This window comes from Flavobacterium luteolum (assembly GCF_027111275.1).
In the GTDB taxonomy this organism is placed as follows: domain Bacteria; phylum Bacteroidota; class Bacteroidia; order Flavobacteriales; family Flavobacteriaceae; genus Flavobacterium; species Flavobacterium luteolum.
Window position 1 is genome coordinate 2142081 of record NZ_CP114286.1, and the last position, 25008, is coordinate 2167088.

General features: G+C 33.1%; 23 protein-coding genes. 10 read left to right on the forward strand and 13 right to left on the reverse strand.

Translation table 11 applies throughout. The annotated features are described in order from the left end of the window. The first annotated feature begins 27 nt into the window (after positions 1–27). From OZP10_RS09215 to OZP10_RS09245, 7 genes are all read left to right on the forward strand, one after another. On the forward strand, positions 28–474 hold the full coding sequence (locus OZP10_RS09215; RefSeq protein WP_281634395.1) for a GNAT family N-acetyltransferase: 447 nt from the start codon (positions 28–30) through the stop codon (positions 472–474). Between the two features lie 95 nt (positions 475–569). Then, complete coding sequence (locus tag OZP10_RS09220; protein WP_281634396.1) at positions 570–2030, forward strand: lipopolysaccharide biosynthesis protein; 1461 nt, start codon at positions 570–572, stop codon at positions 2028–2030. A 28-nt stretch (positions 2031–2058) separates the two neighbouring features. Beyond that, positions 2059–2493, forward strand: coding sequence for a dUTP diphosphatase (dut, locus tag OZP10_RS09225; RefSeq protein ID WP_274254888.1), 435 nt, complete (start codon positions 2059–2061; stop codon positions 2491–2493). A 61-nt stretch (positions 2494–2554) separates the two neighbouring features. Next, positions 2555–3571, forward strand: coding sequence for a sugar phosphate nucleotidyltransferase (locus tag OZP10_RS09230; protein ID WP_281634397.1), 1017 nt, complete (start codon positions 2555–2557; stop codon positions 3569–3571). A 48-nt stretch (positions 3572–3619) separates the two neighbouring features. Further along, complete coding sequence (locus OZP10_RS09235) at positions 3620–4972, forward strand: tetratricopeptide repeat protein (RefSeq protein WP_281634398.1); 1353 nt, start codon at positions 3620–3622, stop codon at positions 4970–4972. Positions 4973–4985: 13 nt separating this feature from the next. After that, complete coding sequence (gene lolB1 / locus OZP10_RS09240) at positions 4986–5765, forward strand: lipoprotein insertase outer membrane protein LolB1 (protein WP_281634399.1); 780 nt, start codon at positions 4986–4988, stop codon at positions 5763–5765. A 24-nt stretch (positions 5766–5789) separates the two neighbouring features. Beyond that, entirely contained in the window at positions 5790–7043 is a 1254-nt protein-coding gene (locus tag OZP10_RS09245; RefSeq protein ID WP_281634400.1) for a murein hydrolase activator EnvC family protein, read from the forward strand. A gap of 39 nt (positions 7044–7082) precedes the next feature. Here the strand turns inward: OZP10_RS09245 and OZP10_RS09250 are convergent, their stop codons facing one another. Beyond that, the gene (locus OZP10_RS09250; protein ID WP_281634401.1) at positions 7083–7502 is read right to left on the reverse strand and encodes a CBS domain-containing protein; all 420 of its coding nucleotides are present in this window, start codon (positions 7500–7502) and stop codon (positions 7083–7085) included. 124 nt (positions 7503–7626) lie between these two features. Between OZP10_RS09250 and rbfA the strand changes: the two genes are divergently transcribed. From rbfA to OZP10_RS09265, 3 genes are all read left to right on the forward strand, one after another. Continuing rightward, complete coding sequence (rbfA, locus tag OZP10_RS09255) at positions 7627–8019, forward strand: 30S ribosome-binding factor RbfA (RefSeq protein ID WP_095930618.1); 393 nt, start codon at positions 7627–7629, stop codon at positions 8017–8019. A 1-nt stretch (position 8020) separates the two neighbouring features. Next, positions 8021–9220, forward strand: a complete 1200-nt coding sequence (locus tag OZP10_RS09260) for an ABC transporter permease (protein ID WP_281634402.1) — start codon at positions 8021–8023, stop codon at positions 9218–9220. A 172-nt stretch (positions 9221–9392) separates the two neighbouring features. Next, on the forward strand, positions 9393–10820 hold the full coding sequence (locus tag OZP10_RS09265) for an MATE family efflux transporter (protein ID WP_281634403.1): 1428 nt from the start codon (positions 9393–9395) through the stop codon (positions 10818–10820). Between the two features lie 146 nt (positions 10821–10966). Here the strand turns inward: OZP10_RS09265 and dusB are convergent, their stop codons facing one another. The 12 genes from dusB to lolA2 all read right to left on the reverse strand — a co-directional run bounded on the left by dusB (position 10967) and on the right by lolA2 (position 24973). Then, positions 10967–11959: a tRNA dihydrouridine synthase DusB gene (gene dusB, locus OZP10_RS09270; protein WP_281634404.1), complete on the reverse strand. Its 993-nt coding sequence runs from the start codon at positions 11957–11959 to the stop codon at positions 10967–10969. A 162-nt stretch (positions 11960–12121) separates the two neighbouring features. Beyond that, on the reverse strand, positions 12122–13414 hold the full coding sequence (gene flxY, locus OZP10_RS09275) for a flexirubin biosynthesis putative acyl-CoA ligase FlxY (protein WP_281634405.1): 1293 nt from the start codon (positions 13412–13414) through the stop codon (positions 12122–12124). Beyond that, positions 13411–15075: a C45 family autoproteolytic acyltransferase/hydrolase gene (locus OZP10_RS09280; protein WP_281634406.1), complete on the reverse strand. Its 1665-nt coding sequence runs from the start codon at positions 15073–15075 to the stop codon at positions 13411–13413. Before OZP10_RS09280 ends, flxY begins: the two co-directional genes overlap by 4 nt. A 7-nt stretch (positions 15076–15082) precedes the next feature. Beyond that, positions 15083–16600, reverse strand: a complete 1518-nt coding sequence (locus tag OZP10_RS09285; protein ID WP_281634407.1) for a phytoene desaturase family protein — start codon at positions 16598–16600, stop codon at positions 15083–15085. After that, complete coding sequence (locus OZP10_RS09290; protein WP_281634408.1) at positions 16597–20274, reverse strand: 1-acyl-sn-glycerol-3-phosphate acyltransferase; 3678 nt, start codon at positions 20272–20274, stop codon at positions 16597–16599. The genes OZP10_RS09285 and OZP10_RS09290 overlap by 4 nt, the downstream gene beginning before the upstream one ends. 166 nt (positions 20275–20440) lie before the next feature. After that, positions 20441–21616: a DUF2062 domain-containing protein gene (locus tag OZP10_RS09295; protein WP_281634409.1), complete on the reverse strand. Its 1176-nt coding sequence runs from the start codon at positions 21614–21616 to the stop codon at positions 20441–20443. Positions 21617–21632: 16 nt separating this feature from the next. After that, a complete protein-coding gene (locus tag OZP10_RS09300) occupies positions 21633–22118 on the reverse strand; it encodes a hypothetical protein (protein ID WP_281634410.1) in 486 nt (161 codons plus the stop codon). Positions 22119–22120: 2 nt separating this feature from the next. Continuing rightward, positions 22121–22492, reverse strand: coding sequence for an ApeI family dehydratase (locus OZP10_RS09305; RefSeq protein WP_281634411.1), 372 nt, complete (start codon positions 22490–22492; stop codon positions 22121–22123). Between the two features lie 5 nt (positions 22493–22497). Beyond that, the gene (locus OZP10_RS09310; RefSeq protein ID WP_281634412.1) at positions 22498–23109 is read right to left on the reverse strand and encodes an outer membrane beta-barrel protein; all 612 of its coding nucleotides are present in this window, start codon (positions 23107–23109) and stop codon (positions 22498–22500) included. Positions 23110–23111: 2 nt separating this feature from the next. Beyond that, positions 23112–23708: a porin family protein gene (locus OZP10_RS09315; protein ID WP_177211465.1), complete on the reverse strand. Its 597-nt coding sequence runs from the start codon at positions 23706–23708 to the stop codon at positions 23112–23114. A 37-nt stretch (positions 23709–23745) separates the two neighbouring features. After that, on the reverse strand, positions 23746–24381 hold the full coding sequence (gene lolB2, locus OZP10_RS09320) for a flexirubin biosynthesis protein LolB2 (protein WP_281634413.1): 636 nt from the start codon (positions 24379–24381) through the stop codon (positions 23746–23748). Then, entirely contained in the window at positions 24347–24973 is a 627-nt protein-coding gene (gene lolA2, locus OZP10_RS09325; protein ID WP_111422991.1) for a flexirubin biosynthesis/transport protein LolA2, read from the reverse strand. The genes lolB2 and lolA2 overlap by 35 nt, the downstream gene beginning before the upstream one ends. Positions 24974–25008: the final 35 nt, after the last annotated feature.

The following is a 25008-nucleotide window of genomic DNA, read 5'->3' on the forward strand; positions in this document are numbered from 1 at the left end:
TTTTGAATTCTATTTCATTTTTAAACAATGGCTTTACAAATACGAGAGCTTACAACCATTGAAGAAATGGTGGCTCAGATTAATACAATACGATTTTTATATCCAAATATATCTCTTGAAAAATATAAAGCATTTCTTTGCGAAATGCTTCCGCACAATTACATTCAGATTGCGGTATTTGAAGATGAGATTTGTCTTGGTCTTACTGGCTGTTGGTCGGCTACAAAACTTTGGACAGGGAAATATCTTGAGATTGACAATTTTGTCGTTAATCCAGAATATCGATCCAAAGGAATTGGAAAAATGCTTACCAATTATGTAGAGAAAAAGGCAATACAGCTAAATTGTAGTAGCATTGTTTTGGATGCGTTTACAGGAAATTTTGGAGCACATCGATTTTATTATAATCAAGGTTATGCTCCAAAGGGATTTCATTTTGTCAAAATTTTAGATGAAAAGAAATTAACGGTTTAAAAACAAATAGAAGTTTTTTTTATTGCAACAACAAAATCTCCATTAAACAAAAGAAATGGTTATTTTTGTCTTACAAACATTATTAGAATTATATTTTGGGATTATATAAAAATCTATTCAAGCAAACTGCAATTTACGGACTGGCAACAGTTTTACCGAGAATGCTAAGTTTTTTATTAGTGAGATTATATACAGGAATTTTACCTACCGCTGAGTATGGGGAAGTTTCAATCGTATTGTCTTGGATGGTTTTCTTTAACGTAGTTCTTTCTTACGGAATGGAAACTGCTTTTTTTAGATTTTACAGTGCTGAAGAAGATAAGAAAAATGTAATTGCAACTTCTACCATTTCTATATTTTGGACCTCGATAATCTTTCTTTTCGCTGGATTGATTTTTAGAAATACACTCGCAAATCTAGCAGAAGTAGATGTTCAATACATTACTTATACAGTGTGGATTTTAGTTTTAGATGCACTGGTTTTAATTCCATTTTCTAAACTTAGAGCCAATCAGAGACCTATGGTTTATGCGGCAATTAAGATTGGAAACGTGGTGATAAACTTATTATTGAATATATTTTTCCTGATGTATCTTCCAAAATTGGCAGAAGCAAATCCAAATTCTATTTGGGATAATTTATATGTTCAAAACTTCCAGATTGCTTATATTTTCATCGCAAACCTTTTGGCAAGTTTGGCAACCTTTATTGTGCTTTCTCCAAACTACCTTTCGCTTGGACGAAAATTCGATCCTGTACTTTGGAAGAAAATGATGAAATACGGACTTCCTATTTTGGTAGCTGGATTGGCTTTTGCCGTAAATGAACATTTCGATAAAATTCTATTAGGATATTTGCTTCCAGAAAATTTAGCAAAATCTGAAGTTGGAGCTTATTCTGCTTGTTATAAATTAGGATTGTTTATGGTTCTTTTTGCAACAGCTTTTAGATTAGGAATTGAACCGTTCTTTTTTAGTCATGCAAAAAATGAAAACGCACCGCAGACTTATGCTGTTATTACCAAATATTTTGTGATTTTAGGATCGTTGATTTTATTAGGTGTAATTGTTTTTGCAGATGTTTTAAAATACCTATTATTAGACAACAAATCGTATTGGGAAGCAATGAAAGTTGTGCCATTAATTATTTTGGCAAATTTCTTTTTAGGAATTTACAACAACTTATCAGTTTGGTATAAACTTACTGATAAAACAAAAATTGGGGCTTACATTTCTATTGTTGGTGCAATTGTAACCTTGATTTTAAATTATCTTTTAATTCCGAAGTACAGCTATTATGGTTCTGCAATTGCAACCATTTCTGCTTACGGTAGCATGATGCTTATTTCTTATGTTTTAGGAAATAAGTATTATCCGATTCCTTATGACATGAACAAGATTGGTGCTTATTTAGGCGTTTCAATAGTATTTTCAATTATTTCGTTTTACGGATTTAGAGAAAAATATTATGTTGGAATTCCGCTTCTTTTAATTTTTATGTATATGGTTTACCATTTTGAAAAAGATACTATAAAAGGAATAATGAGGAGAAAATAAGACGTTTTAAGAAAATTTATATTTAAAAATGAAAATTCAAATTATCAATAAATCACAGCACGATTTACCAAATTACGAGACAATTGCTTCTGCAGGAATGGATCTGCGTGCCAATATTATAGAACCAATTACGTTAAAGCCTTTAGAAAGAACAATTGTAAAAACAGGACTTTTTATTGAATTGCCAATTGGTTACGAAGCGCAAGTAAGACCAAGAAGTGGTCTGGCTGCTAAAAAAGGAGTAACAGTTTTGAATTCGCCAGGAACTGTTGATGCAGATTACAGAGGAGAAATTGGAGTAATTTTAGTAAATTTATCTAATGACGATTTTGTAATCGAAAATGGAGAACGAATTGCGCAGCTGATTATTGCAAAACACGAAAGAGCTGAATGGATTGAAGTTGAAACACTTACTGAAACATCAAGAGGTGAAGGAGGCTTTGGAAGCACTGGAGTAAAATAATAGAAAAACAAAGACCAAACCCATGAAGATTTTAAATCTTCTCATAAAATCAAATTAAAGAATGAAAATAATTGTGCCAATGGCAGGCCGCGGATCAAGATTGAGGCCTCATACATTAACCGTTCCTAAACCGTTAATTCCAGTTGCCGGAAAATCGATTGTACATCGTTTAGTTGAAGATATTGCCAAAATATTAAAAGAACCAATTGAAGAAGTTGCCTTTATTTTAGGAGACGAAGCGTTCTTTGGAGATGATGTTGTAGCAAGCTTAGAAGAATTGGCTAAAGGATTAGGAGCTAAAGCTTCAATCTATCGTCAAGATCAGCCTTTAGGAACTGGACACGCGATTATGTGTGCGAAAGATTCTCTTTCTGGACCTGCTGTAATTGCTTACGCAGATACTTTAATTAGAGCTGATTTTGAATTAGATCCAGAAGCAGATGCTGTAATCTGGGTAAAACAAGTAGAGCAGCCAGAAGCTTTTGGTGTGGTAAAACTGAACCAGAATAATGAAATTATAGAGTTGGTTGAAAAGCCAAAAGAGTTTGTTAGCGACTTAGCTGTTATCGGAATTTATTACTTTAAAGAAGTTGGAATTTTAAGAAACGAACTTCAAAATGTTTTAGATAATAATATTCAGAATGGCGGAGAATATCAGATTAATGATGGTATCAAAGCAATGATGGCAAACGGAAAAGTTTTCAAAACAGGAAGTGTTGATGAATGGATGGATTGCGGTAACAAAGATGTTACGGTTGAAACCAATACAAGAATGCTAGGTTTTCTTCATAATGATGGAGAGCATTTAGTAGATTATGGCGTGACGTTAGAAAATTCAACGATTATTCCTCCTTGCTATATTGGACAAAATGTAGTCTTGAAAAATACGACAATCGGACCAAATGTTTCTCTTGGAAATGGATGCCACGTTACAGACAGTACTATCAAAAATAGTTTGATTCAGACTTATTCTCAAATTAAAAATGCTGCTTTAGTTAATGCAATGATCGGAAACCATGTGAGTTATGATGGTAAATTTACAAGCATTAGCATTGGAGATTACGCTGTTTTAGAATAAAATAAAAATTAGCAAAGTTTCGTTTTGTTTAAAATGTAATTTTTAGAAATGATTAAAAAAGGAGTTTTTACAATATTGGTTTTTGCTTTATTCAGCACATCATTTTCGGTTTTTGCTCAGACAGAACCCGAGGATATTGCTATGGCAACCGACGAATATCAAGACTCATTTTATGAATCGTTAAAACAAAAAGGAATTGAAAATTATGATAAAGCGATTGTATCATTGGAGAAATGTATTAAGCTAAAACCCAATGATGCAGTTGCTTATTTTGAATTAGGAAAGAATTATCTGTCGCTTAAAGAATATCAAAATGCACAAAATGCTTTTGAAAAAGCAACGCAGCTTGATCCTAAAAACAAATGGTTTTGGCTCGGAATTTACGATGTAAGTTATGAGACAAAAAATTATCCTTTGGCAATTGAAATCATTCAAAAAATAATTGTTTTTGATGAAGAATACAAAGACGATTTGATTTCGTTGTACATGATTACCAATCAGTATGACAAAGCATTAATTGCGATTAATGAAATGAACGATAAGTTCGGAAAATCGTCTGATCGTGAAATTTATAAAGCACAGATTTTATCACAAGGAAAATATCAGAATGCTGAAATTGATAATTTGATTCAGCAAATCAAAAAAGGTCCAAAAGAAGAATCAAATTATTTGAATCTCATTCTCATATATTCAAAAAATAATGAAAATGAGAAATCGCTTGAAGTAGCAAAACAGCTGGCTAAAGAAATTCCAAATTCAGAATGGGGGCAGGTGAGTTTGTTCAAAACGTATTTAGATGCCAATCAAGCAGACAAAGCTATAAAATCGATGAATGTGATTTTAGCTAGTTCAAAAATCGATTCAAAAATCAAACACAGAACTTTGAATGAATTTTTGATTTATGTAAATAAAAATCCACAGTATGCTGCCGATTTAGAAAAAGCCATTTCCTATTTTGATAATGACAAAGATGTTGACGTTGCCAAAGAAATTGGAAAATTCTATCATAGTAAAGGACAATTTGAAAATGCCATTAAATATTATGAAAAAGATTTAAAGGCAAATTCAGATACCAATCTTGAGACCAATATGTTATTGCTGGAAGCGTATGTGCAGGCAAAACAATACGAGCCAATGACCAAAAGAGCCATGATGCTGATTGAAGTTTATCCGAGTCAGGCTCAGTTTTACTACTATGCTGGTTTAGGGAGCAATCAGCAGAAACAATTTAAAAATGCAAAAACCGTCTTAGAGATGGGGCTTGATTATGTGGTGGATGACGTAAAATTAGAGTCAAATTTTAATATTCAGCTAGGAGAGGCATACAATGGATTGGGAGATGCAAAGAAAAAAGAGGAATGCTTTTTGAAGGCAAATGAAGTATTAAAAAAGAAAAAATAAAAAGAGAATTCAGATGAAAAAATATATATCAATACTAGTATTGTCTATTGCTGTAATTTCATGTAAATCGAAAGCAGTAGCAGTGCAAGGAAATACAAGCCAGACAATTGTAGAGAAAGAAGACAAAAAAGTAATTGAAAAACATTACGACAACAAGTTGGATTTTTCGACCTTGTACATAAAAGCGAGCGCAAGATATGCTGATGAAAAACAAAGCCAAAATGTTACTGCCGAAATTAGAATCGAAAAAGACAAGCAAATTTTAATAAGTGTTCGTTTTTTAGGAATTACAATGGCAAAAGCTTTAATAACACCTTCTGCAGTAAGTTATTATGAGAAAATGAACGGGACTTACTATGAAGGTGACTTTACAAGTTTAAGCAAATGGCTTGGAACAGATTTAGATTATTCTAAAGTTCAAAATCTATTGATTGGAGAAGCTTTTGACGATTTAAGAAAAGGAAAATATACGCAGACTATTGTAGAAAATCTTTTTAGATTAGACGAAGAAAAAGATGCTAATTTGAAGAAGACCTTTTTCTTAGATGGAGAGAAATATCTAATTCAGAAAGAAGAGATTTCGCAACCGTCTGAAAACAGAACGTTGCAAATTGCCTACTCAGACACTAAAAATTTTGATCAGGGAATATTACCGACAAATATAGAAATCAATGCCGTTCAGCCAAAAGGCAAAACAAGTATTAATTTGAATTACAACAATATTTCATTTAATGAAGAACTTTCTTTTCCGTATAGCGTTCCAAGCGGTTATAAAAAAGTTACAATTAAGTAAATTTGCAAAAATAAAAACATAAACATGCCAAAATTTCTCCTAAGCCTAGTTCTAATTTGTGCCACTACCTTTGTATGGGCACAGGATTCTCAGCAAGAAAAACTGGAACAGCGTAAAGCTCAAATTCAGCAGGAAATCAGAGATAACGAAAAGATGCTTCAGTCTGTTCGAAAAAAAGAGAAATCTGCTGTGAGTGAATATTTAATTCAGGCAAATAAAATTAAGCTAAAAGAGAAATTAATTAATACTACAGCAAAACAGGAAAAACTGATTAGTAATGACATGTATATTAATCAAGTTCAGGTAAATAAACTTAAGAAAGAACTAAAAGTTCTAAAGGAAGACTATGCTGAGATGATTTTGAAATCGTACAAAAGCCGTTCTGAGCAAAGCCGAGCGATGTTCATTTTATCTTCTGAAAGTTTCTTGCAAGCTTACAAAAGAGCACAATACTTAAAACAATATACTACTTTTAGAAAAAACCAAGGTCTTGAAATTCAGTCAAAAACAGCGCAATTGGTTGATTTTAATGCAAAACTAGATGGTCAAAGACAAATTAAAAAGAAGGTAATTGCTGAAAATCAAAAAGAAAAAATTACACTAGAAGCAGAGAAAAAAGAACAACAAAAATTAGTTAATGCTCTTAAAAAAGATAAAAATAAAATTGCTGCAGATATTCGATCAAAACAAAACGAATCTAAACGTATTGATAAACAAATTGATCGTTTAATTCGTGAAGCTATTGCAGAAGCCAATAGAAAAGCTGCTGCAGAAAGAGCAAAAGCAAATCCAGGTTCTAGTGAAGCAAAAGCACCCGTTTCTTCTTCAAAAATTGCATTGACGCCAGAAGATAAAATTCTAGCTGCTGACTTTAAAGCAAACAGAGGAAGATTGCCTTGGCCAGTAGAAAAAGGATTTATTTCTCTTGGTTATGGAGATCAGCCACACCCATTGCATCCGTCAATTACAGTTCATAATTCTGGAGTTGAGATTACCACGGAAGATGGTGCAAGCGCTAGAGCTGTATTTGCTGGAGAAGTATCTAAAGTTATTGTATTATCGCCAGTAAATAAAGCAGTTGTAATTCAGCATGGAGACTTTTTTACCGTCTATCAAAACTTAAGTTCTGTTTCGGTTAGTCAAGGAGATAAAGTAACTATTAAGCAAAACATCGGAAAAGTGAGAACAAGTGGTGATACAGGAAAAACCATTATTAAATTCTTGATTCTGCAAAATACATCAAACAATAATCCGGAAGGATGGCTGCAAAGCAGATAAAAATTTAAGGGAGCATTTAGCTCCCTTTTTTATTATAATTTAATCGTATTGTTCTAGAAAATATTTTACAACATCTGTTGTAGTAACAATTCCCTTCAATTCTCCATTGTCAACAACAGGAAGAGCATGAAAATCTTCTTTCACAAAAATTTCTGCTAAGTCCCTGATTATGGTATCAGAAGAAACTGTTTTTGGTTTCGAAGTCATAACCTGAGGAACAGTCAGCATTTCTAGTATAGCTTCATCGGCATTGTCCTGACCTTCAAATAAAGCTCCAAAAGTTAATCGATTAATATCAGTTCGACTTATTATTCCGATTACTTCTTTACCTTTTACAATTGGAATATGACGGATAGTATTTGTTTTTAATTTTTCAACTACAGTTTTCAAGTCATCTTTTTCGTCTGCAGTCACTACGGTTTTAGTCATAATATGACTAATTGGTTCTCTTTTTTTCATGATAGATTAGTTTTATATTTATATCAAATATGTAGAATAATTCCCTCAAACGCTATGATCTTTATCAGCTTTTAAAACAATTAAAAGAACATGTAATACGACTAAATTTTAGTATTTTTGCAGTATGGAAACAAATAGACAGAAAAAAATAGGCGGTGTTATTCAGAAAGATCTGGTTGATATTTTGCAAGGTGAAGTGAGAAAAAACGGAATTACAAATTTGGTAATTTCAGTGTCCAAAGTAAGTGTCACTACAGATTTGTCTGTGGCAACAGTTTATCTTAGTATTTTTCCACAAGAAAAAGCCAAAGAAACATTAGAGGCAATTAAAACCAATACTACATTAATCAAACATGATTTGTCACAGCGTGTACGTTTGCAATTACGCCGTGTTCCGAATTTAGTATTCTTCATAGACGATTCATTAGATTATATCGAGAAAATCGACAATGCACTTGCAGGAAAAGAAAACCCAATAGAAAACAGAGATCTTTTAGAAAAAAGAAGAAAATCATAATTTGAATTTCCCCTTATACATAGCCAAACGTTATATTTTTAGCAGCAGTAAAAACAATGCTATTAATATCATCAATCGTATTGCCAGCATGGGAATCATTGTTGGAACGATGGCTTTGTTTGTGGTTTTATCTGTTTTTAGCGGATTAAAGGTTTTCAGTCTTTCGTTTACAAACGAAATTGATCCGGATTTAAAATTGACAGGTACCTACGGAAAGTCTTTTTTATTTACACCTGATCAAGAAAATCAGATTAAGAAAATCAACGGTGTAGCTTCTTACACCAAAATTATCGAAGAGCGTGTGCTGTTTTTATTCAAAGACAAACAGCAGGTTACGTATTTGAAAGGAGTTGACAGTTTATATCCAGTTGTCAACGATATCAAGAAAAAACTTTTTAACGGCCAATGGTTGAAACCAGATAGTTATCAGGTTGTAATTGGTTATGGTTTAGCTCAAAATTTTTCCATGGGGATTTTAGATTTTGAAAATCCCTTACAGGTTTTTGCTCCAAAACCAGGAAAAGGCGGAATCGAATATCCAGAAGAAGCTTTCAATAAAACCGATGTTCTACCTGTTGGAATTTACTCTATCAGCGAAGATTTAGATTCAAAATATGTATTTGCAGATTTAGGATTAGTGCAGGAATTGTTAATGTACAAGCACAATCAAATCTCAGGATTAGAATTTAAATTAAAAGAAAACGCAGATGAAGAAGCAATAAAGACACAGCTAAATTCTATTTTTAAAAATAAAATCACCTTGAAAAATAGAGCACAGTTAAATGAGTCTTTGTATAAAATGCTTAATACTGAAAACATTGCTGTTTACCTCATATTTACCCTAGTAATCATCGTAGCGCTTTTTAATCTGATTGGTGCATTGATTATGATGATTTTGGAAAAGAAAGGAAATCTTAAAACCCTTTTCAATTTAGGATCAGATATTGGTGATCTTCGAAAAATATTTCTGTTACAAGGAACTTTATTAAGTGTTTTTGGTGGTTTAATCGGACTTGCTTTAGGGATAATCCTTGTTATTTTGCAGCAGAAATTTGAGCTCATCATGATTACGCCAACTTTGGCTTATCCAGTTGTTTTTACAGTAGAAAATGTTCTAGTCGTAATGGCTACAATAATTTCATTAGGGTTTGTTGCATCATTAATTGCAAGTAGTCGAGTAAGTAAAAAATTACTCGATTAATTTCTTCTTTAGAAATATTACTTATATTTACTGCCTTGAAAATCTACAGCATATGATTGTTTCTGCCTAATCCTATTTTATTTTTTAGAATAATTAGGATACTTAAGTTTTTACTTTTTCAGTTCAGATTTATACATCTGAACCATTTTATCATTTATTATCCTAATATATCATGACAGAAACATCTATAAAGGAAGGTTTTATTTCCAAAATTTTTACCACACTAAAACAAGCTTTAAAAGGCGACGAATCTTTTGATTATACTTCTGGAAGTATCAAAAAAGCAGTAATTCTATTGGCCATCCCGATGGTTTTGGAAATGATGATGGAATCGGTTTTTGCTCTAGTTGATTTATATTTCGTAGGACATTTAGAACATAGCAGTTTTGCGATCCAGACCGTTGGATTAACCGAATCTGTGCTAACCGTAATTTATTCACTCGCTATCGGAATGAGTATGGCCGCAACCGCAGTAGTTGCACGAAGAATTGGAGAAAAAGATCCTGTCGCTGCAGCAAAAGCTGGAATGCAAGCCATTATAATTGCATTTGCAATAAATAGTATAATGAGCATTTTGGGAATTATATACGCAAAAGATATTTTAATTTTAATGGGGTCTTCTGTAGAATCTGCCGAACATGGTTTCCGTTTTACTCAAATTATGATTGGTTCTAGTTTGTGTATTATGCTTTTGTTCTTAATAAACGGAATCTTTCGTGGTGCAGGAAATGCCGCCATTGCAATGAAAAGCCTTTGGATTGCTAACATTTGTAATATTATTTTATGTCCAGTTCTAATTAATGGTTTTGGACCAATTCCCGCTTTCGGACTAGTTGGCGCCGCTTTGGCAACCACTATTGGAAGAAGTATTGGAGTTTTGTATCAGATTTATCATTTATTTTTTGGAAATGGAATCTTAAAAATCAAAATACCTTATTTCGCGCCCGATTTTAAACAGATACGAGCTTTGGTAAAAATTGCTGCGCCTGGAATTCTACAGTTTGTAATAGCATCTTGCAGTTGGATTTTCTTAGCACAGTTAGTTGCGACAACTGGTGGCGATCACGGTTCTGCAGGATATCAAACCGCTTTGAGGATTATGATGTTTTTTATTCTTCCAGCTTGGGGATTGAGCAATGCGGCAGCGACTTTGGTTGGACAAAACTTAGGAGCGAAACAAATTGAACGCGCCGAAAAATCAGTTTATACAACTGCACGATACAATGTGATTTTCATGGCTACGATTATGATTATTACTTTGGTTTTTGGACAATATATTATTTCGTTTTTCACGAATGATCAGCAAGTCAAAACCATTGCAATAGAAGCTTTACAAATTATGAGCATCGGTTTTATTTTCTACGGAATTGGAATGGTTTTAATTAATACTTTCAATGGAGCAGGAGATACTTGGACACCAACCGGAATTAACTTCTTCGGATTTTGGCTATTTCAAATTCCGCTTGCTTATATATTAGCAAAGCATTTTAATATGGGACCAACAGGAGTTTTTATTGCGATTCCTGTGGCTGAAACAGCAATCACTTTAACAGGGATATTTTTCTATAAAAGAGGAAAGTGGAAAAGAGTTCAAGTTTAATAAACAAAAAAGACCTTCAAAATTTGAAGGTCTTTTTTTGTATCGATATTTTTGCCAAAGTTAATCTGCGTACTTTTTTGTCATTTCGACGAAGGAGAAATCTCCACAAGAAGCTCGACAAAGATTTAGATTTTTGTTATGAGATTTTAAACAAACTCGTATCCAGCATAAACCTCTTCAATCTCTTTCATAATAGCAAACAAATCTTCGGGAGCATCAGTCGTAACAAGTTTTTGTTTGAACTCTTTGAAAGAATGAATTCCTTTGAAATAATTGGTATAATGACGTCGCATTTCTACAATTCCTAAACGTTCGCCTTTCCATTCCATAGACCACATTAAATGATTTCTAGCCGCTTCAACACGATCAATAACCGTTGGAGCAGGTAAGTGTTCGCCTGTCTTGAAATAGTGTTTAATTTCGTTAAAAATCCACGGATAACCAATCGCGGCACGGCCAATCATGATCCCGTCAATTCCGTATTCGTTTTTATATTTTAGTGCTTTTTCTGGGCTGTCAATATCTCCGTTTCCGAAAATAGGCATTGTAATTCTTGGATTATTTTTTACACGCGCAATATGCGACCAGTCAGAATGGCCTTTATACATTTGAGCACGGGTTCTAGCGTGAATTGTTAAGGCTTGAACACCAATATCCTGAAGTCTTTCTGCAACTTCATCAATATTAATTGAGTTATCATCCCAGCCTAAACGTGTTTTTACCGTAACAGGTAAATCAGTTCCTTTGATAACCGCTTTCGTTAAACGAACCATCAAATCAACATCTTTTAAAACTCCTGCACCTGCACCACGACAAACGACTTTTTTTACTGGGCATCCAAAATTGATATCCACTAAATCTGGTTTTACAGTAGAAACAATTTTAGATGACATTTCCATTGCTTCTTCATCACCACCAAAAATTTGAATTCCAACAGGACGTTCGTAATCAAAAATATCCAGCTTCATGCGGCTTTTTATAGCGTCACGAATTAATCCTTCCGATGAAATAAATTCAGAATACATCATGTCAGCACCATGCGTTTTGCATAATCTGCGAAACGGCGGATCACTAACATCTTCCATCGGTGCGAGTAATAAAGGAAATTCTGGTAATTCTATGTTGCCAATCTTGACCATCTTCGTAATTTTTTGCAAAATTACAACATTTAGTTCAATTCATAGCAAAACATTTAAGAAGCTGAAATTAAACCATATAAGTGATATAAGTTCATTTAATTAGAGTATTGTTATGCGCAACCTTTTTAAATAAACTTATATCACTTACATGGTGGAAAATTTTTATATGTTTCTGTAGTCAAAAAAACGAATTGGTTTTCGACTCATTGGGTTAAAAACCAGAGGATTCAAAACTTCTTTTGAAGCAAATTCTATTTTTGGAGTCACTCTTAATTTGGCTCTAAAGTGATCTTTTATTTCTTGCAAAAATTCTGGAGTTTGGTTTTTCACAGCAATTTTAATCAAGATTTCATCTGTTCCCAAATCGTTGGTAGAGATTTCGATAAGGTGATTTTCGATATTATCAAAACTGCTCAAAACATCGTTCATCGCTGGCGGATAAAGTGTTGTTCCTTTATATTTGATCATTTGTTTTTTACGACCAACAACTGGACCAACACGCAAAGTATTTCTGCCGCAAGCGCAAGGCTCGTCGTGAAACTGAACCATATCTCCAGTTTTAAAACGCAGTAAAGGCATCGCTTCAATTCCTAAAGTAGTAAAAGTGAGCTCGCCCGTTTCTCCATTTTTTACTGGCTGATTATTTTCGTCTAAAACTTCTACAATGATCAATTCTGGATGATGATGCCCGCCTTTTCCGTGTTCGCATTCGGTAAAAGCGGTGCTCATTTCGGTAGAAGCATAAGTTGAAAACAACTTAATATTCCATTTATCGGTAATTTTTTTGGATAGAATATTCATGGAGAAATCCTGTTCTCTCAAAGATTCTCCAATACAAATAGCACCTTTTATGCTCGAATTATTATAATCGATTCCGTGAATTTCGGCATATTCAATTAATTTCAAAAGAAAAGAAGGAACCGTAATCAAATAACTTGGATTGTATTTTAAAATAGAATCCCACTGCATTTCTGGAATTCCTGCTCCAACGCGAATTACGCCCACTTTCAATTTTCGAAGTCCTAGAAAATAAGCCAAACCAGCCATAAATTTTCTATCGATTGTGGTCATTAATTGAACTACATCGCCTTCTGTAATTCCAGCACAAGCAAACGAAATCGCTTCATTATAAGCCAATCGATCTAAGTCAGAATCGGTTAGACCGAAAGTAACGGGATCGCCTAAAGTTCCTGATGTCGAAGCGTAATCTATAATTTTATGTTGCGGAACGCACAAAAAATCATCATTATATTGCTGTAAATCTTCTTTGGTTGTAACAGGCAAATGTTGTAAATCTTCTAGCGTTTTTACTTTCGAAATATCAATATTCTGTCCTGCAAAAAGTCTTTTATAAAAAGGAGAATTCTCACTGATATAAGCTAAAAGTTCGGCTAATTTTTTTTCTTGAAAAATTTTAATCTCTTCTAAAGAATCTTTTTCTATTGCTGGAATCATTGTAATTTTCTTTTGACTTTTTTTAAATATTTTTCAATCTCTTCTTTTTGAGGAACTGTAGTGATTTCATGACTTAAAGCTTTTTCAAAATTAAGCTTCGCTTGAAGAAATTCCTTTTTTTGGTAAAAGTACAATCCTGTCTTATAATATACAACCCAATAATCTGGGTTTAATGCTTGATAATGCTGAAGAAATTCTGAGGAAACAGTTTCTTTCTTTTTTATAATCGAATCTATTTTATGATCTTCAATTTTAAATTTTTTAAAATTCTGAAAAACGGTCGTTTCCAAGAAAGGATCTTTGGCAATATTCAAACTTTCGTTCTGAAAAGATTTTGCCGCAATATGGTTTTCACCAAAAATCAAATTTAAATCGTAACAAACAAATTCGCCCAATTGAAACGGATTTGCCGAAACCCAAACTAATTTTTCTTTTGGTTTAAAGATAATTCCGTGATGTGCCAACAGTTGATTCAAGGCTTTTTCATTTCCATATCCTAAAGAAATATTTTTTAAGCCGTTTTTATCTCGAAGAATTTCCGAAGCAATCTCAGGATTTACTTTCGGATTTTCAGACAGCAATTCCTGCATTCTTTCGTAACGATATTCTGAATGGCTGTTGGCAATTTGTTCCAGATTTCGTTTATCTGCTGCAAAAGCTTCTCCTTGAAAATGATTGGAACAAATGATTTGATCGCTGTTTGGAACATCATAAACGTCCATTTTATTTGGAGAAACTTCGATCAAAATAGCTTTGTTATCATTGGCACTTCCAACCATAATAGATTCAGAAACAAAGACTTTTCTTTTTTTTGCAATGGCAATGGCTTCGTCCAGATTTTTGGCATGTTGCAAAATTTCGCGGGTCAAGATCGAAATCGGAGTTTTCGCGCTAAGCGGAATTTTAGATTTAGAAGCATTTATGGTTACAGTCAATCCTTCATAATTCATTCCAGAAACAGCGCCAATCATTCCGGGCCACGTTACCATCATAAAAGGATATCCTTCTTTGGGTTTGATAAAGGCAGCGATTTTATTTTCCGCGAAAGCGTCATTCACATAAAAATCAAAATTTCGAGCCAGAATTAAATTTCCATCCTCCGATTTTTCGTTCCAAGCCGCAAAAGAAGAACAGCCCACTAAAGCCAAATCCTGCAGCGCGTGTCCAATATCATGAGCGGCATGTAAGTACAAACTGCGCTGATATTGTGGTGCGATATTATCAAAGTCATTCGAAGTATATTGCGAAACGCCATAAATTTCGGTTTGATATTCGTCAGGAACATTTAAATACAATTTTCGATTGTACCATTTTAAAAACTGACGAAGCATTTTCTGCTGGAATTTTGACGGAATTAAATCGGTTATTTTCGAAAAAAAAATGCGTTGCTGTTTGTGCAAAAGCGAATCGGTAAGGGCGCCAGTCGAAAGTCCAATTTCCAGCGGATCACCTTCCACGTACAATTCCCAAAGGCCTTGTCTGTTTTTTAAAAGCGAATTTTTTCCAGAGAGAAAAATACTGTCCGATATTTTTTCAACAACAGGTTTTGTGTAGTTAAAAGCGGTAATATCTGGTTTATGATGTTTTGATTTTGAAGTACCGCAGGAAGTCATCAAGCTTAAAAAACCGATAAGAAAGAAATAAAAAATTCGGCTTTTCATGATGCAATTATTCAGATGCTTTTTTAATTTTTTCCAGCAGATATTCTTTTCCTACAATTTCAGAGCAGGTTATAACCGCTCCCACCGTAACTCCTAAGACACCGTGCATGTTGATACTTTGGCCTGTAAGATAAAGATTTTCTACCTTAGTTTTAGTTGGAATCAGAGTTTTCATCGGATTATTTGAATCTTTAACATATCCGTACATATTTCCGCCGTCTCCGCCAATATAATCACGGTACGAAAGAGGAGTAGAAGTATGAACCGATTTAATACATTCTTTTATTCCAGGAAATTTTTTCTCGATTTCTTCTAAAAATTTTGAGGCCTTTTTAGTTTTGAAATCCTCATAGCTTTCTCCTCGGTCATTTTCTTCAAAAGTGGTGTTGAAGGTGTTTTCCCAAGTTTTGACATCATCATATTTCATATAAGTCAAAAACGTCATTCCGTCTGCCCATTCTTCATCTTTTTTTGACGGATTCATAGAAGCCATAAAAGTTTTTGGCCACGAATTTTCGTCATAATCATAAGCGGTCCAAACATCATCGGCACTTTTAAAATGATAATAATTGTGGTTGATGTATTTGAAAGTTTTGGGTTTAAAAACGATATACAGACTGAAAGCAGAAAGTACGTTTTCTAGATTTTGAATTCTATTGAAAAATGGTTTTCTAAAGTTTTCCTGACCCGCCATTTTCAAAGTCGTTTTTGGTTCGATGTTCGAAATAAAATACGTTCCAGAAACTTCGGTTCCGTCTTTCATTTGTACCGAATTTACCTTTTGGTTTTCGACTTCAATTTTAGTGACTTCTTTATGTTTGAAAAACTCTCCACCATATTTTTTAAGCTGTTTCAGCAATTGTTTGGTAATCTGACTTCCGCCATTTACGCATCGCCATGAACTTTCGATGTATGAATTTACGACAAGTGCATGAACATAAAATGGCGATTTATCCGGAATTCCAGCATAAAGAAAATTGGATCCCGCTAGAACTGCTTTCAGTTTTTCATTTTGAGTAAAAGAATCGATGGTTTCTTTCGCGTTAAGCGCTAAAATTTCATCATCATATTTTCCTTCCGATTCTAGATTGTAAAGCGGAAATGCTTTGCAGACTGTTTTTATTTTCTGGCAGTATTGTTTGAGATTTTCTTTTTCCTCAGGAAAGTAATTTGTCAGTTGCTGAATGAAATTTTCGAAACCTTGTGCATGCGGATATTCGGTTTTATCATCATCAAAAGAAATAATATCAAAACCATTTTCGTCCAATTTTTTCAGATTCAAATGATCCATTATTCCAATATATTTGAAATATTGATGAAGATTTTGGCCTTCGTCTAAACCTCCGATATAATGAATTCCTGTATCAAAAATGGTTTTATCTCTAACGAAAGTCTGAAGATTTCCGCCATATTGATTGTTTTTTTCGAGTACACAAACGCAGTAGCCTTCTTTTGCCAGAATAACAGCAGAAACTAATCCGCCTAAACCGCTGCCAATTATGACTACATCGTACTGTTTTTTCATTCTTTTTTCTTTAAAACTAGCAAAGCATTTTCATTACAAACAATTTCAAAATTCTCAAACTGACTTTTTAAACGAGAACAATTGACTAAAATTATAAAAGAAACGTTTTGAATTAATTTTTCAATTTCATCGTGATAGCTTTCATCAGAAATTAAAACAATATCATATTGATTTTCAAATGCCGATTCTAATTTGTCGAGATATGTTATTTTTCTCTTTTTAACTAAATAATTCGTTTTGGCAACTAGCAATTTTTCTTCATCATTTATAAAAGAAAATATTTTTCGCTGTGGTTCTTGTAAAGCCAATAAAACATCCAATTGCCCGTAATCACTTCCTAAATGAAGGATTTTTGCTTTTGGCTGAATGTGTTTATTTAAGCTGTAATATGTTTCGAGATTCTGTTTCAAATCCTTTTTTACGCTTTGTCCAATTTCAATTTCTTTGTAATCGTAACTGTTGATTAACATTGTTTTGAAATAATCTGGACCTTCAAGCTCTTGTCTAATTTTGCGATATTCTGCTTTAAAGAACGAACTGATTTGCTTGGTTCTTTCGGCATAATTATTTCCGAACGAAAGATCATTTGGAGCAATTCTTTCTAAAATGGTAACTGTCAATTTTCCGTGGTGAATGACAAAATCACCTTTCGGAATTAGTTCTGAAGCACCGTGAATAACAACCGGAATAATGTCAATTTTAAATTCTTCGGCAAGGAAAAAAGCACCTTTGTGGAATCGTTTAATCACATTGCTTTCTGAACGTGTTCCTTCTGGGAAAACCATTAACGAATAGCCTTGTTCTATTTTTTTTCGCAAATGTTCAACACCACCTTCAAGACCTTCAGAAACTGGGTAAAAACCTGCTTTTCTCACTACACCACCAAAAATAGGAGAGTTGTAAACCCAGTCGCTCACTAAGAAAATGATTTTCGGACTCAGCATTCCGATTGCTAAAATGTCTAAAAACGAAGAGTGATTAGCAATAATTACGGCTGGTTTCTCGAATGTTTCATTGAAATTATTAACGACTTTTTTGCGAATAAATGGGTTTGAATACAATACCGATTTCATAAATTTTGAAATCACATATCGGAAAGCTTTCATTTTTGATTTTTTGCTGAAAGGCAAAATCGGCATAATGGTAAAACTGAAAATCGACATTACGATGCCGCCCAAACCATAATAAGCAAATGAAATTACACCATGAACAAAAGTTCGCAATTGAAAAGGCGGATTTCCTTTTTTCGGACGATTCGATAAAAATAGTTTGAATAAAATCGGATAGAAAATAAACGTAATAATCAACGCTGCAAAAACCCCGATTAATGAAACCAGAGAAATGGAAGTAAGCGCAGGATGTTTGGCAAAAATCATTGCACCGATTCCTAAGATTGTCGTGATAACTGCCAGAATAATTGAGGTTCTGTAAATGGCAATTTCATTGACTCCATTGGTGTATTCTTTTTGCAAGGCACTAGTCATGAAAATACTAAAATCGACTCCGTGACCAAAAATTAAAGTGCAGACGATCATACTGAAAATATTCATCTGAATGCCAAAAATGCCCATAATTCCTGCAGTCACAATTCCTGTTAATGCAATTGGAATACAGCTGATAATGACCAATTCGATTCTTCGAAAAAAGAAAAACAGAATTAAAATTACGGCTACAAAAGAATAATTTACGAGTGAATTAAAATCGGTTTTTAAAGTCCTGAAGAACGTTTCGTTCATCTGCTGGCGATCAATCGCAATTATATTTTCTTTTGCGGAAGCCGATTTTACAAACGTATCTCGTTGTTCTGGCGATACTTTTACTAAAGTTGAAACGGTATAAAAACCATTTTTCTCGGTTATGAATTCTTGTAGTTGAAGCGCTTTAATTTTTAAAAATTCATCTGCAGAAACGGGCTGGAAATCGAAATCTAAATGATCAAAAAACAGATTGTATGTAGTGGGCTTAAAACCAAGTTTAGCACCTTCTGAGATTAATTCAGATTTTACAAATTGTTTTTTCTGCGAAGTCCAAAACGAATTCCATTTATTAATTTTTTCAATTTGAGCTTGTTGCGAAAGAACAATTCCACCAACGGAGCTGAAGTTTAAAATTTTATCCTGATTTTTTGCTGCAGATAAATCATCAAAAAGTTTGCTATTATGCTGTAAAGCTTCTTCCATGGTTTTTCCGTAAGAAGCGACATAAATCGTTTTGGAAGTTAAACTTGTGCTTTCTTCCAATTGTTTTTCGACGGCTTTGATTTCTTTCGGAATAAAATTCAGTTGCGATAAATCGTTATTGAAACCGACATCATTATAAGTAAAACAACAGATTATGGTAATGATAACGCAAAGTCCGATTAAGATTTTATTATTGTGAAAAGAAAAATGAGCCATTTTGTCGATCACATTCTTCTTGTGTTCTGCCGGATTTTCTGTTGGCTTGTATAAATGTGGAACAATCAAAAGCGAGAAAACTCCAGTTGCCATAACGATAACAGCAGCAAAAATTCCGAGGTCATTCAGTGCATCCGATTTTACAAAAAGCAGACATAAAAAAGCAACAGCAGTTGTAGAACTACTCATGATGACTGGCATCGTAATGTCTTTGTACAACGTTTTTACATCGCTATTATGCTTATAATGCGTGAGAATGTGAATAGAATAATCAATCGTAATTCCCAATAAAATAGAACCAATTCCTAATGAAATTGCCGAAATCTGTTCTCTAACGAAATATAAAAAGGCAACCGCAAATAATCCTCCAAAAACTGTTGGAAGAAAAATAATTAGCGGAATTAAGACTTTTCGATAAAATAAAATCAGAATGAGCATTAAAGTAAACATCGCAATTGATGTAGTTAAAATAATATCTCCTTTAATCTGATTGGCATTGGCAACTGCAATTAAAGCAGAACCAAAATAACTGATCGAAGTTTTTCCTTTAAATTGGGTATTTAGATTTTCCTGAATCGATTTCAGTTTTTCAGCAAAAAAGGTATTCTTTTCTGTTTCGCTTGACGGAATATTTGAAGTAATAAAAAGCAGTAATTTCTTTTTATCCTTTGTCATTACAAAACCATTTTCGAGCGTAAAATCGTCTCCAATATTTAATTGCTGTAATTTTTTTAAAGCAATAAAAGAAATCCCAAAAGGATCTTGCAGAATAAAATCTTTGCTTATAAATCCCGAAGGAGAAATAATCGATTTGTAATTTCCTTGAACTGTTGCTGCAATACTGTCTTTCTGTATTTTTTTCTCGATAGCAACATAATCTTTATCATCTAGAAAAAGAGGAAGATTATTGTAAACAAAATCGATAGTTTCCTGAATGTTTTCTTCGTCAATTTTTCCTTGAATTCCTGTTATGTACGGTTTGCAAGATTTAGAAACGCTATCAGAAAATATAGTTGCCATTTCTTTCAAATCTTCGGCAGAACCATTTTTATCCAAGCTAAAAATTACGGTAGTTTTATCGGCAAAGTTTAATTGTTTTAAGACTTTGGCCGTAACATCGGTTTTGTCGTTGGTTGGAATAAGTTTGGTGATATCTTCTTCAAACTTCAATCTTGAAGCGAAAAATCCAAAAACTAGAAGCATCAAAACAGCCAAAAAAACCGAAAGAGATTTTCTTCGGTTTACAAATAAATGAATGGCGTAGAAGTATTGATGCATGGTAATTTTATTTTTTTTCCGCCACGAATTAAAAGATTAGCTTTAGTTTGTCACCCTGAGCGAAGTCGAAGGGCGTTCCAATTGGACGTGGGCTTCGACTTCGCTCAGCCTGACAAACTGGATATAAAAATCTGTGTAAATCCTTTTAATCTGTGGCAAACTTAACTTAAATATTCGGTTTGTTTTTAGAACTAAAAGCCGTTAAAAGCAAATAACTTATAAGACCAACTGATAGCGCTGAAACGGTTGCTAAAATAAGACTTCCTACGATATATTGCGTAGCATTTTTTTGAATATCATCGAGCGTAATTGAACTGTCCAAAACCAGTGGCGCATCGCTGGTTACAAAAATACTTCCAACTTGTAGCGAAGCATAAATAATAAACGGAATAAAAGGCGGAAAACTTACATTTGAAGTAAGATAAGCAATGACTTTGTTGAGTCTGAACAAAGCAGCAAAAGTAAAAAGTAATATGGTCTGAAATCCCCAAAAAGGTGAAAGTCCGATAAAAATACCTAAAGCAATGGCGGCTGATTTTTTAAAATTAGAATCGTTACTTTCTAAAATATCTTCTAAAAAGAATTTTTTAAAACCTTTTTTTTTAGCTCTTCTAAAAAAATCTCTTGGCTTTATATACAGCAAAGCATTGGTGACCAAAACCGTATTTAAAATACTGATTCGCGTAAAATCTTGAAATGGACGAAAATGTGAAACTCTTTCAGCGGGATCATACAAAACTTGAATCGGAATATTTTTTACCACAATTCCTTTCCACGCAGCACGCACGATAACTTCGATTTCAAATTCAAATTTATTGGTATAAAAACGTTTTGGAAGCAAACGAAGCGGATACAATCTAAAACCAGATTGTGTGTCGTCTAGCTTAATTCCAGTTTCAAACTTGAACCAGAAATTAGAAAATTTGTTTCCAAAACTGCTTTTCTTCGGCACATTTTCCTGGGTCATATTTCGGCTTCCAATCAAAAGAGCGTTTGGCTCATTTTGAATTGCTTCCAAGAAAACAGGAATATCTGCAGCAAAATGCTGACCGTCAGAATCGATTGTAATGGCGTATTCAAAATCCAATTCCAATGCTTTTCTAAATCCGTTTCTGAGTGCTCGTCCTTTTCCTAAATTTTTAGGATGGTGAATTTGAGTCAGTTGCGAATATGATTTTAGAATTTCGCTGGTAGAATCGGTTGAACCGTCATTAACAACAATGATATTTGTGGTGAAATCTAAAATAGAATCCAGTACTTTTTTCAGTGTTTTTTGGTTATTGTAAGTGGGCACAATAACGCAAAAGTTAGTCGAACTGAGTAATTCTTGCTGTGATTTCATGAGGAGTTTTTTGAGCTTACTTTACAAATTGTTTCTCTTTTTCGGAGAAACTCTTAGATTGTAAAACAAAGTCTTTAAGATAATCTTTCAAAGCTGCGCTTTGCGAAGCATAATACGTCGTTATGAATTTTTTATCTTCTTTAATGTTTTTCTTGTAGCCTGTAATACCGGGAACATCTTCCTGAACACTCAATCGGATCATTCGCATTTCAATATTACTTGGATCACTTTTTATTGTAGCTTCAAGTAATTTTGCGCCTTCTTTAAAACGGTCAATTTTGGTACCTATTTTCTTTTCAAATTTAGATTCCAATAAAATAGAAGCCGCTTTGTAAGCCACTAAAATTTTATCATCACTATTTGAAACACCTGCAAGTTTGGCTACAAATTCTTTGGCATTGCTTTCTGATTTTGCTACATCAGAATACATTTTTCGGATTGAAGCCAAATCTGGCGTTCCAGCAAAACTAACCCATAAAAATAATGTCAGTAACAGTTTCATAATTATATTTTTTTGTACACTGTGCTCAGTTTAAGAGCAGTTGTATCGTTAAAGTAAGTCGTGTTTTTCACTTTTACCAAACCTTCTTCAGTAGTTGTAACATCCAGTTCCAATCGTAATTCTGGAGTAACCTCCGGATTAATCAGCGCCATGAATTTTACATTTGCCAAAGACTGAATCATCAGCGAACTTTTGGTAATCGATTCTGTAAGTTCTTTGATAATCTGAATCATGCAAACACCAGGCATAATAGGATTTCCAGGGAAATGTCCTTTAAAAACCTCGTGTTTTTCGTTGACTAAAATTGTAATTGTATATTTCGAATCAGACACATTTTCTTCTGATAGTATTTTATAAAAATCTTGTAAAATCATATTTTTTATTTTCCAAATGAATAGGAAATCCCTAATTGAAAATTAATATTCGTGTTATAATCTCCAAATAAATAATAATTATTGGAGTCATTTTGATAATAATCACTGCTTAAAATATCAAGCAATCCTTTTTTGAATCGCGCTTCAAATGTTAAACCAGAAGGCAAGGCATAAGCAACTCCTAAAACCAAACCAAGATCATTTTGTGCTTTTCTAACAGCAAGATTATCATTCAATAAAATATCTAATGTTGGTCCTGCTTGAAATTGAATTCCTTGTGGAAGCGTAAACTTATTTATCATAGAAAGAGACAAATAGTTTATATCAAGATCTAAATGTTCTACTTTATTGGTCTGTGTATTTTCATCAAAATAATTTCGAGCTACATTATTAGAACCTTGTCTGCTGTAATTTATCTCTGGTTGAAGGGCGTAAACTTTGGTTATTTTAATTTCTGTAAAACCACCAGCATAAAAATCAGTTTTATAATCGGCATGCATTTCAGAAATCGTCGAAAAACTAAATCCGGCTCTTAATCCAGGTTTTACGGTTACTTGTGCTTGTATATTTAAAACCAAGAAAAAAACAGCAATAAAGAAGAATATTCTTTTATTCATTTTTATTTTGTTTTAAATGTATAACTAATTCCGATTTGGAAAACTTGATTTAAGATTACATCATTATAGTAATATCCGTTATTGTCATAATCATATCCATTATAACCATAAATATCAATTAATCCTTGTTTAAGTCGAGCTTCAAAAGTTAAACCATTTGGCAAAGTATAACCAACACCTCCAACAAATGAAAGATCAAAATCTTCGGGATTTGTATTTACATAATTATCACTAACTTTTAAATCTAGAGAAGGGCCTGCCAATAGATGAAAACCTCCACCACCAAAGTTAAATTTTGCAACCGCTCCCAGTGTTATATAATTCAACTCATACTTTTCAGAATAATAACGGCCGTTTTCAAAATATCTTCCTTCATCACCTTGTCTTGAATAATTTATCTCTGGTTGAACCGAGAAAAATTTATTGAATTTAATATTTACCAATCCACCAACATAGAAATCTGTTTTAGAACTATTGTCATCAATATTCGTTAATGTTGATACATTCAAACCACCTCTCAGTCCTGGACTAACTTTTACTTGCGCTTCTGTTTGCATTCCGATTAATAAAACAAATGCAATTAAAACAAATTTTCTCATTTTGGGCTTGGTTTAAGTTTAGGATTAGTTTAAGTTTTTATTCTGATTTGAAATAATTCAGCTCAATTTTCAATTTAATATTCTGATGAATTATCTGAATCTTTTCGGCAAAAATATTGTTTTCTGAACTGAAAAGCAGTGTAAATTTTTCTTTTGTTTTAGAAGCGTGAACGATCTTTTCTAATTTCTGATCTTTTTTGGAGATAAAAATGTAATTGTCGCGTTTGCCATCTGCCGATTTATATATGTCTGCCGATTCGTTTTCGAATTGCTCCTGAATCGAATATTCTTTCTTTAAAAGCAATCGAAAATCTTCTTTTAAAGTATTAATCAAGATTTTTCGATCTAATTCTGATACAATAGAATTGACTTTAAAATCGGTTTCTGAGATTTCAAAATCCATTAATTTATTTCCGAATTCCGTTGTAAAAACTATTCTATGTGTGGTGTCGTTTATTTTCTTGGCAATGAAAATTCCAGACAATTCATTTCCGTAAACACTGATGTTGGTTTTATAAACGTAATCGGTTTTTGAGTCTGAAAAATACGGAACCGTGTAAGACGTTTTGTCTAATTTTTTAGGTGTATAATTTTTTGTGACTGAGCCACAAGAAACTAGAATAAGAGCCAGAAAGCAATTAATTAGTAAAAACTGAATCGTCGATTTTTGCATTGATCACTTTATTTTTAAGTACAATTCGGGTATAATCTTCAGATGACTCTAATAATTTTACCTGAACAACTGTCGCTTCCTCTTTGTCAAAAGTCAATTCAATTTGTTTGATGTATTTTTTAAGCGTCGCATCTTTCGGAACAAATTTAGCCAGATTCTGACCTTTCAATTTAAAATACGAAATCGTAAATTCTTTATCATCAAACATATTGCCGCTTACGCTACCCACGATCAATTTATTAATTCTGGCAAAGATTTTACTGTTTCCAATATCAACAGCACTTTTCTTTCCTTCATCGTTAATCAGGATTTTTCCGTTCTTGAAAGTGATGCTGTAGTTGTATGGTTTTTTATATTGCCATTGAAGTAAAGCAGGTTCTTTAAAAACCATTTTTCCCGAAGTTTCAATGTCTTTCGATAAAAAGTCTAAATGCTTGTACTGAACAAAATCGGTACTTAACGTTTTGATTTTTTTGGCTACAACATTTACATCTTGCTTAAAAGACGCAATTTCGGCATCGGTCATTTTTTGTTCTTGCGCGAACAAATTGCCTGAAATAAATAGAATGAGTAGTGCTATTTTAGTTTTCATATTTTTTCAAAAATGTGCTTTAATTTTTTTTGCCA